Consider the following 1055-nt stretch of genomic DNA (forward strand, 5'->3'; position numbering starts at 1 on the left):
TGCGAGGAGGCGCCGTTCTACACGCTGGGCCCGCTGACGACCGACATCGCCCTCCGCCCTCCGCGACCACTCCCCAAGATCCGTGCGAGAACCGGGAGATGGACAGCAGACGCTCGCCACTTCGGGAGGCATGAGAGGCTGGCGCTGTCCGATTGGCGGCTTATGGGGTCGAGAGAGTGCGGGACCGTCGTGTTCGCGGGCACTCATGGCGTACTCGGAGCGGGCGGTGTCCATCAGGCAGTACGCGGCCCACGTGGTGCCGGGCTTGTTGCAGACCGAGACGTATGCACGAGCGGTTCTGAGCGTCGGCCGAACCCTCAGTAGTCGCGAGCAGTTGGAGGAGCGGATCACTGTCCGAATGGGGCGGCAAGAACGCCTCAGCACACCCGATCGACCCGAGCTGTCGGTCGTCCTCGACGAGGCGGTGCTGAGGCGTCCGGTCGGTGGGCACGCCGCGATGCGGGCACAGTTGGAGCGACTGCTTGAGGCGGTGGCGGAGCCCAACATCACCGTGCAGGTACTGCCGTTCGACCAAGGCGAGCACGAGGTAATGGGTGGCTCGTTAACGCTTCTCACCCTGCCGGACGACTCGGAAGTCGCCTACACGGAGGGTGCGCATTACGGCCAACTCATCGAGGATCCAGCCGAGGTCAGGGGCCTTGCGCTGACCTACGATCGGCTGCGGGCGGCAGCTCTGCCCCCACTCATGTCGCTCGACATGATCCGATCCGTGATGGAGGACAACCACCGTGGAGCTAAGGTCCCGTCCCGATCTGAACGGCGCCGCCTGGCGCAAGAGCAGCTACAGCAATCAGGAGGGGGGCGATTGCGTGGAGGTGGCCGACGGGTTTCCCGGCGTCGTGCCCGTCCGTGACAGCAAGGTCCCGCACGGTCCCGCTCTGGCCTTCGAGACCGGCGCCTGGGCGGCGTTCATACGCGAGTTGAAGGCCGGTCTGCACCGCGTCTGAGCCGGCCGGGTCACGGTCACGGCCCGTCCGACGGGTCCGCCGGATCCTTGTCCGCGAGGGCCCGGCGGGCCACGAACTCCCCAAAGA

At 67.3% G+C, this 1055-nt stretch carries 1 protein-coding gene and 1 pseudogene; both read left to right on the forward strand.

Features of this window, described 5'->3' with window-relative positions:
- Window positions 1-205: 205 nt before the first annotated feature.
- A pseudogene (locus GUY61_RS41035) lies at window positions 206-715 on the forward strand (DUF5753 domain-containing protein); the annotation flags it as partial.
- Between the two features lie 34 nt (window positions 716-749).
- Complete coding sequence (locus GUY61_RS38540; protein ID WP_166634927.1) at window positions 750-968, forward strand: DUF397 domain-containing protein; 219 nt, start codon at window positions 750-752, stop codon at window positions 966-968.
- Window positions 969-1055 lie beyond the last annotated feature (87 nt).

Source organism: Streptomyces sp. GC420 (assembly GCF_009916105.1).
Lineage (GTDB): Bacteria > Actinomycetota > Actinomycetes > Streptomycetales > Streptomycetaceae > Streptomyces.